Origin of the sequence: Actinoplanes sp. NPDC049548 (assembly GCF_040676695.1) — a bacterium.
In the GTDB taxonomy this organism is placed as follows: domain Bacteria; phylum Actinomycetota; class Actinomycetes; order Mycobacteriales; family Micromonosporaceae; genus Actinoplanes.
The window spans coordinates 1-6,571 of sequence record NZ_JBFAPM010000054.1; the positions used below are offsets into that span (position 1 = coordinate 1).

Genomic DNA, 6,571 nt, shown 5'->3' on the forward strand with positions numbered 1-6,571 from the left:
GGGACACCGATCTGGCTGCTTACGGCAACCAGGACATCCCGTTCGAGCGGTTGGTGGACGACCTGGCGCCGGCGCGGTCGTTGAGCCGCAACCCGCTCTTCCAAGTCATGTTCGCCGTTCACCAGAACACGGGCTTGGACGACCGCTGGTCCCTGGCGGGTGTTGCCACGCGGACCAGGGCCGGATCGCCCGAGGCAGCCCGCTTCGACCTGTCCGTCGACCTTGCCGAGCGTCGCGATCCGCAGGGACGCCCGGCCGGTCTGGCCGGCGACATCCTGTATGCCACCGACCTGTTCGATGAGCGTACGGTTCGGGCTCTGGCCGCTCGTCTGGTGGCGGTGTTCGCTCAGGTTGCTGCTGATCCCGAGGTGCGTATCGGTGATCTGGACCTGCTCGATGCGCAGGAACGCGTCCGGGTGCTGCAGCAGTGGAACGACACTGCCGTCGCTGTTCCCGCTGTGACGGTGCCGGAGTTGTTCGCGGCTCAGGTGGCTAGGACTCCTGACACGGTGGCGGTCCGGTGCGGTGTGGACGTGTTGACGTATGCGCAGTTGGCTGCGCGATCGGATGCGTGGGCGGCGTATTTGGCCGGCCGGGGTGCCGGTCCTGAGACGCTGGTGGCTTTGTTGTTGCCGCGCGGTGTCGACATGGTCGCGGCGATGCTGGGGGTGTGGAAGGCCGGTGCGGCGTTCGTGCCGTTGGATCCGGCGTATCCGGCCCAGCGTCTGGCGCAGATCGTCGCGGACAGCGGCGCGGAGTTGGTGGTCGACACCGACGTGGACCTGTCTCTGGGCGGCGCGCCCGTCCCGGTGGTGCATGTCGACCAGGATGCGTTGGCGTATGTGATCTACACGTCGGGCTCGACGGGTGTGCCCAAGGGGGTTGCGGTTACGCATCGGGGTGTGGCGAACCTGGCGTCGGTGATGGCGCCGGTGTTGGGTGCGGGTGCGGTGACGTTGCAGTTCGCGTCGTTCAGCTTCGACGCGTCGATCCTCGACATCGCCGTCACGTTGACTAGCGGCGGCACGCTTGCGATTGCTACGGCTGAGCAACGTCAGGATGTGCACGCGCTGTCGGCGATGATCCGTGATGCCGGTGTGGAAGTGGCGAGTGTGGTGCCGTCGTTGCTGGCGGTTTTGGACCCGGCCGAGGTGCCCGGGGTGCGTAACTGGGTACTCGGCGCGGAGCGTTTGTCGGCGGAGCTGGCGAACCGGTGGACCGCGCACACCAGGGTGTGGAACACCTACGGGCCGACCGAGGCCACCGTGATCACTACCGCGGTGCCACTGGGGTCGCATGCCGATGTCGCCCCGCCGATCGGCGCACCGATCGGTAACACCCGGGTGTTCGTGTTGGACGAGTTCCTCAACCCGGTCCCACCAGGTGTCACCGGCGAGGTGCATATCGCCGGTGCCGGCCTGGCTCGCGGCTATCTGGGCCGGGCGGGGCTGACCGCGGCGTCGTTCATCGCTGGTCCGGATGGTGAGCGGTGGTATCGCTCTGGGGATGTGGGCCGGTGGGATCCCGACGGTCTGCTGCATTTCGTCGGGCGGGTGGATGAGCAGGTGAAGATCCGCGGGTTGCGGGTCGAGCCGGGCGAGGTCGCGGCCGTGCTGGAGACACACGAGCAGGTGTCGCAGGCGGTCGTGGTGGTGCGGGACGGCCGGTTGGTCGCCTACGTGGTGTCGACTGTCGAACCCGACGTGTTGAAGGCTTACGCCGCGGAACGCCTGCCGGACTACATGGTCCCAGCCGCCGTGGTCGCGCTGGAGGCGCTGCCGTTGACCGTCAACGGCAAGCTCGACCGAACGGCCTTGCCTGCCCCGGACGCAATGGAGGTTGGGCGTGGCCCGCAGACCCCGGCGGAGGAGTTGTTCTGTGCGCTGTTCGCTGAGGTGCTGGGTGTGCAGGAGGTGGGGGCGGAGGCGTCGTTCTTCGACCTGGGCGGCGACTCGATCATGTCGATGCTGCTGGTGTCCAAGGCCCGCCGCGCCGGGCTGGCCGTCACCGCGCGGCAGATCTTCGAACAACAAACACCGGCCGGGCTGGCGAGGGCCGCCGTGCCGTCGGCCGACCGCCCCCGCACGAGCGACACCGGCACCGGCGATGTCCCGCTCACCCCGGTCATGCGGGAGCTGCTCGACGAGACCGGCCCCGAAGGCCTCGGCGAGCTCGTCCTCGCCACCACCGTGGTCACCCCTCCCGACGCCGACCCCACCGCCCTCGACGGGGCGGTACGGGCGCTCCTCGCCCACCACGACATGCTGCGCGCCCGGCTCGAGCAGGACGGTGACGACTGGCACCTGACCGTCCCCGAGGCAACCACTACAGCCGGTAGCCCGCTGCGCCGCATCGACGTGGCAGGCCGCGACATCGATGAGGTCATGGCGGAGCACGCCCGTGCGGCCGCAGCCCGCATCGACCCTCGGGCCGGCGTGATGGTGGACGCCCTGTGGTTCGACGCAGGGCCGGAGCGCGCCGGACGCCTGCTGCTGACCATCGCGCATCTCGTGGTCGACACCGTCTCCCTGCGCATCCTCCTACCGGACCTGCACGAGGCCTACGCGGCGCTCGCCTCCGGACGTGAGGTGGCGCTGCAGCCGGTGCCCACGTCGTTCCGGCACTGGGCGCGGGAGCTGATCGCCGAGGACCGCACCGCCGAGCTTCCGGCCTGGATTGCCATGGTCGGTGAGCCCGACCCGCGGCCCGCCGAGAAGACCGGCACCGTGCGCGAGATCGCCGTACGCCTGTCCGCTGACACCACCGCCGAACTGCTGAGCACGGTCCCGGCGGCTTTCCACGCGGGGGTGGACGACGTCCTGCTCACCGGCCTTGCCGTCGCTGTCGTCGACTGCTGGCGCGCCGCCCGCGGTGTGCTGATCGACGTCGAGGGCCACGGCCGGATCCCGTTGAGCGACGGCGATGACCTCTCCCGGACCACCGGCTGGTTCACCGTCGGCTATCCCGTCCGCCTCGATCCCGGCCCGGTCAACGCCGCCGAGGTGCGCGCGGGCGGCGACGCGGCGGGCCGGGCGGTCAAGCGCATCAAGGAACAGCTGCGCGCGGTCCCCGGCGACGGCCTCGGCTACGGGTTGTTGCGCTACCTGAACCCGGCGACGGCCCCCGGGCTCGCCGGCCTGGCGCGGGCGCAGATCGGCTTCAACTATCTGGGCCGGCTGCCCGCGGCCGAGGGCGTACCGCAGCCGTGGCAGGCGGCAGGCCCGCCGCCGGGTGACGACAACGGCGAGCCCGTACGGCACGCCCTGGAGCTCAAGGGCGTAGTGCACGACCTGCCGGAGGGCCCACGTCTCCTGCTCACCCTGACCTGGCCCGAACGAGCCCTGACCGAAGCTGCGGCACACGACCTGCTGGACGGCTGGGCAGCCGCGCTTGCCGGCCTGGCCGCACACGCCGCCCGACCCGACGCCGGCGGCCATACGCCGTCCGACTTCGCCCTGCTCGACCTTGACCAGTCGCAGATCGACGAACTCGAGTCCACGCTCGCAGACGAATGGAGTGGCCGATGAAGCAGCCCCGGGTCGAGGACATCTGGCCGCTGTCTCCGCTGCAGGAGGGTTTCCTCTTCCACTCGACCTACGACGAGCGAGCCGACGACATCTACGTCGAGCAACTGGTGCTGCATCTCGACGGACCGCTGGACACCGAACTGCTGCGCGCCTCGTGGGAGGCTCTGCTGGCCCGCCATGCCAGCCTGCGCGCCGGTTTCCGGCAGTTGAGCGGCGGGGGTAAGCCGGCGCAGGTCATCGCCCGCCGGGTGCGCCTGCCCTGGCGGGAGGAGGACCTCAGCCATCTTCCGGCGGAGGACGCCGACACCGAGGCCGACCGGTTGGCCGCCGCTGACCGGGCACGCCGCTTCGACCTCACCGCGCCTCCGTTGCTGCGTGTGCTGCTGGTGAAAGTGGGCCGCGACCGGCGCCGGATGGTCGTCACCCTGCACCACATTCTTCTCGACGGATGGTCGCTGCAGGTGCTCAAGCGCGAGCTCGCCGAGACGTACGCGGCGGGCGGCAGCACGGCGGGTCTTCCGCACGTCACGCCGTACCGGGAGTATCTCGGTTGGTTGGCCCGGCAGGACCGGACGGCGGCGCGGGAGGCCTGGACCCGCGCCCTGGCCGGCGTGGACGAGCCGACGCTGATCGCCCCGCTCGATCACGGCGCGGCTCGTCCGGACATGGGCGTGGTCGAGGGCGAGGCCTCGGACGCGGTTGCCTCGGGGCTTCGCGACCTGGCCCGGGACCTCGGCCTTACTCTCAACACCGTCGTGCAGGCGGCCTGGGCCGTCGTGGTCGGCCAGCTCACCGGTCGCGGCGACGTCGTGTTCGGTGCCTCGGTGGCGGGCCGCCCGGCGGACCTGCCCGGCATGGAGACCATGCTGGGCCTGTTCATCAACACCGTCCCGGTCCGGGTACGCCTCGACCCCGCGCAGACCGTCACCGAACTGCTCGTCCGGTTGCAGGCCGACCAGGCGGAGCTGCTCGAGCACCAGCACCTCGGGCTCAGCGAGCTGCAACGGCTTGCCGGCCCCGGCGCGACGTTCGACACGCTGCTCGCCTTCGAGAACTTCCCTGGCGACCCGACGGCGGAACACCGCTTCGGCAACGCCCTGCTCACCGAGGGGGAGGGCCACGAGTCGCTGAGCTACCCCCTCGGCCTGGTCGCCACCCCGATCGACGGCCTGCGCCTGCGTCTGTCGTACCGGCCGGGCCTGTTCGACGACGCCTCGGCCCGCGGAATTCTCGACCGGGTTCTGCGGGTCCTCGCCGGCTTCGCGTCCACCCCGCAGAACCGGCTGGCCGCCATCGACCTGCTTGATCCCGTGGAGCGGTCGTTGGTGGTCGAGCGGTGGAACGACACGGCACGCCCAGTGGTGTCGGGCACGTTGCCGGAGTTGTTCGCGGCGCAGGTGGCGCGGACGCCGTCGGCGGTGGCGGTGGCGGGTCGGTTCTCGTATGCCGAGTTGGATGAGGTGTCTAAGCGGGTCGCCCACGAACTGGCAGCCCGAGGTGTGGGCCGCGGTGATCTGGTGGCCGTGCTGATGCACCGGTCGGCGGACATCGTGCCGGTGTTGCTGGGTGTGGTGAAGGCGGGCGCGGCGTTCGTGCCAGTGGACCCGGCGTATCCGGCGGCGCGGGTCGAGTTCATGCTGGCCGACGCGGGTGTGAAGCTGGTGGTCACCGAGGAGGTGCTTGCGGCGCCGGCCCGCACCGGCGTGCAGCTTCCCTCGATCGATGTCGACGATGCGGCGTATGTGATTTACACGTCGGGTTCGACCGGCACACCGAAGGGTGTCGTGGTCACCCACCGCGGCCTGGGAAACCTCGCGGCAGCGCAGATCGAGCGGTTCGGTGTGACCACGCGGTCGCGGGTGTTGCAGTTGGCGTCGTGGAGTTTCGACGCCGCGGTTTCTGAGTTGTGCATGGCCCTGCTCTCAGGTGCGACGTTGGTCCCGGCTTCTTATGAGGCGTTGGAAGGCGGGACGCACGCGACGATCCCGCCGTCGGTGCTGGCCGCGGTCGAGGAGTTGCCCGCATCGTTGGAGACGGTCGTGGTGGCGGGTGAGGCATGCCCGTCGTGGCTGATTCGGCGGTGGCGGGATCGCCGGTTGGTCAATGCGTATGGGCCGACTGAGGCGACGGTGTGCGCCACGATGAGTGGTCTGTTGGTGGATGAGGCGCCGATTGGTCGGCCGATCGCGAATACCCGGGTGTATGTGCTGGACGAGTTTCTGCGTCCGGTGCCGCCGGGTGTGGTCGGTGAGTTGTATATCGCCGGTCCTGGTCTGGCGCGGGGCTATCTGGGTCGTGCGGGGCAGACCGCGGCGAGTTTCGTGGCGGGTCCCGATGGCAGTCGTCGGTATCGCTCGGGGGACCTGGTGCGGTGGACGGCCGATGGCGATCTGGTGTTCGTGGGTCGGGCGGATGCGCAGGTGAAGGTGCGCGGGTTCCGGGTCGAGCTGGGTGAGGTCGAGGCCGTTCTGGCCGGGCATGAGGATGTGCAGCAGGTTGCTGTGGTGGTGCGCGACGAGCGTCTGGTCGCGTACACGGTCTCTGGTGTTGATGGCGACGCCCTGCGGGCGTTCGCCGCCGAGCGTCTTCCCGCCTACATGGTGCCGTCGGCGTTCGTGGGGTTGGACCGGCTGCCGGTCACGGTAAACGGCAAGCTCGACCACGCCGCCCTGCCCGATCCGGAACACGCCGGACTGTCGGGCCGGCCGCCGGCCACCCCGGCAGAGGAGGCGCTCTGCGGCCTGTACGCGGAGATCCTCGGCGTGGACCGGGTGCCGGCCGACCGTTCCTTCTTCGAGCTCGGCGGCGACTCGCTGTCCGCGATGCGGCTCGTCGCCCGGATCAGGGCGGTGTTCGACGCCGACCTGAGCGTCGCCGACCTCTTCGCCACACCGACCGTCGCCGGGGTAGCGCGGTGTCTGGACAAGGCCGGTGCCGCCACCCGCCCGCCCCTGACCCGCCGCGAACGCCCGGAGCGTCTGCCGCTGTCGTACGCGCAGCAGCGCCTGTGGTTCCTCAACCGCCTCGAGGGCACCGGCGACAGC

2 protein-coding genes are annotated in these 6,571 nt (G+C 70.4%); both read left to right on the forward strand.

Annotated elements, in window-relative coordinates:
* A partial coding sequence (locus AB0J80_RS38350) for an amino acid adenylation domain-containing protein (protein WP_364714740.1) occupies window positions 1–3,527 on the forward strand: 3,527 nt, incomplete at its 5' end.
* Window positions 3,524–6,571: amino acid adenylation domain-containing protein (locus AB0J80_RS38355; RefSeq protein WP_364714742.1), on the forward strand; the 3,048-nt coding region annotated here is incomplete at its 3' end. The genes AB0J80_RS38350 and AB0J80_RS38355, both read left to right, overlap by 4 nt.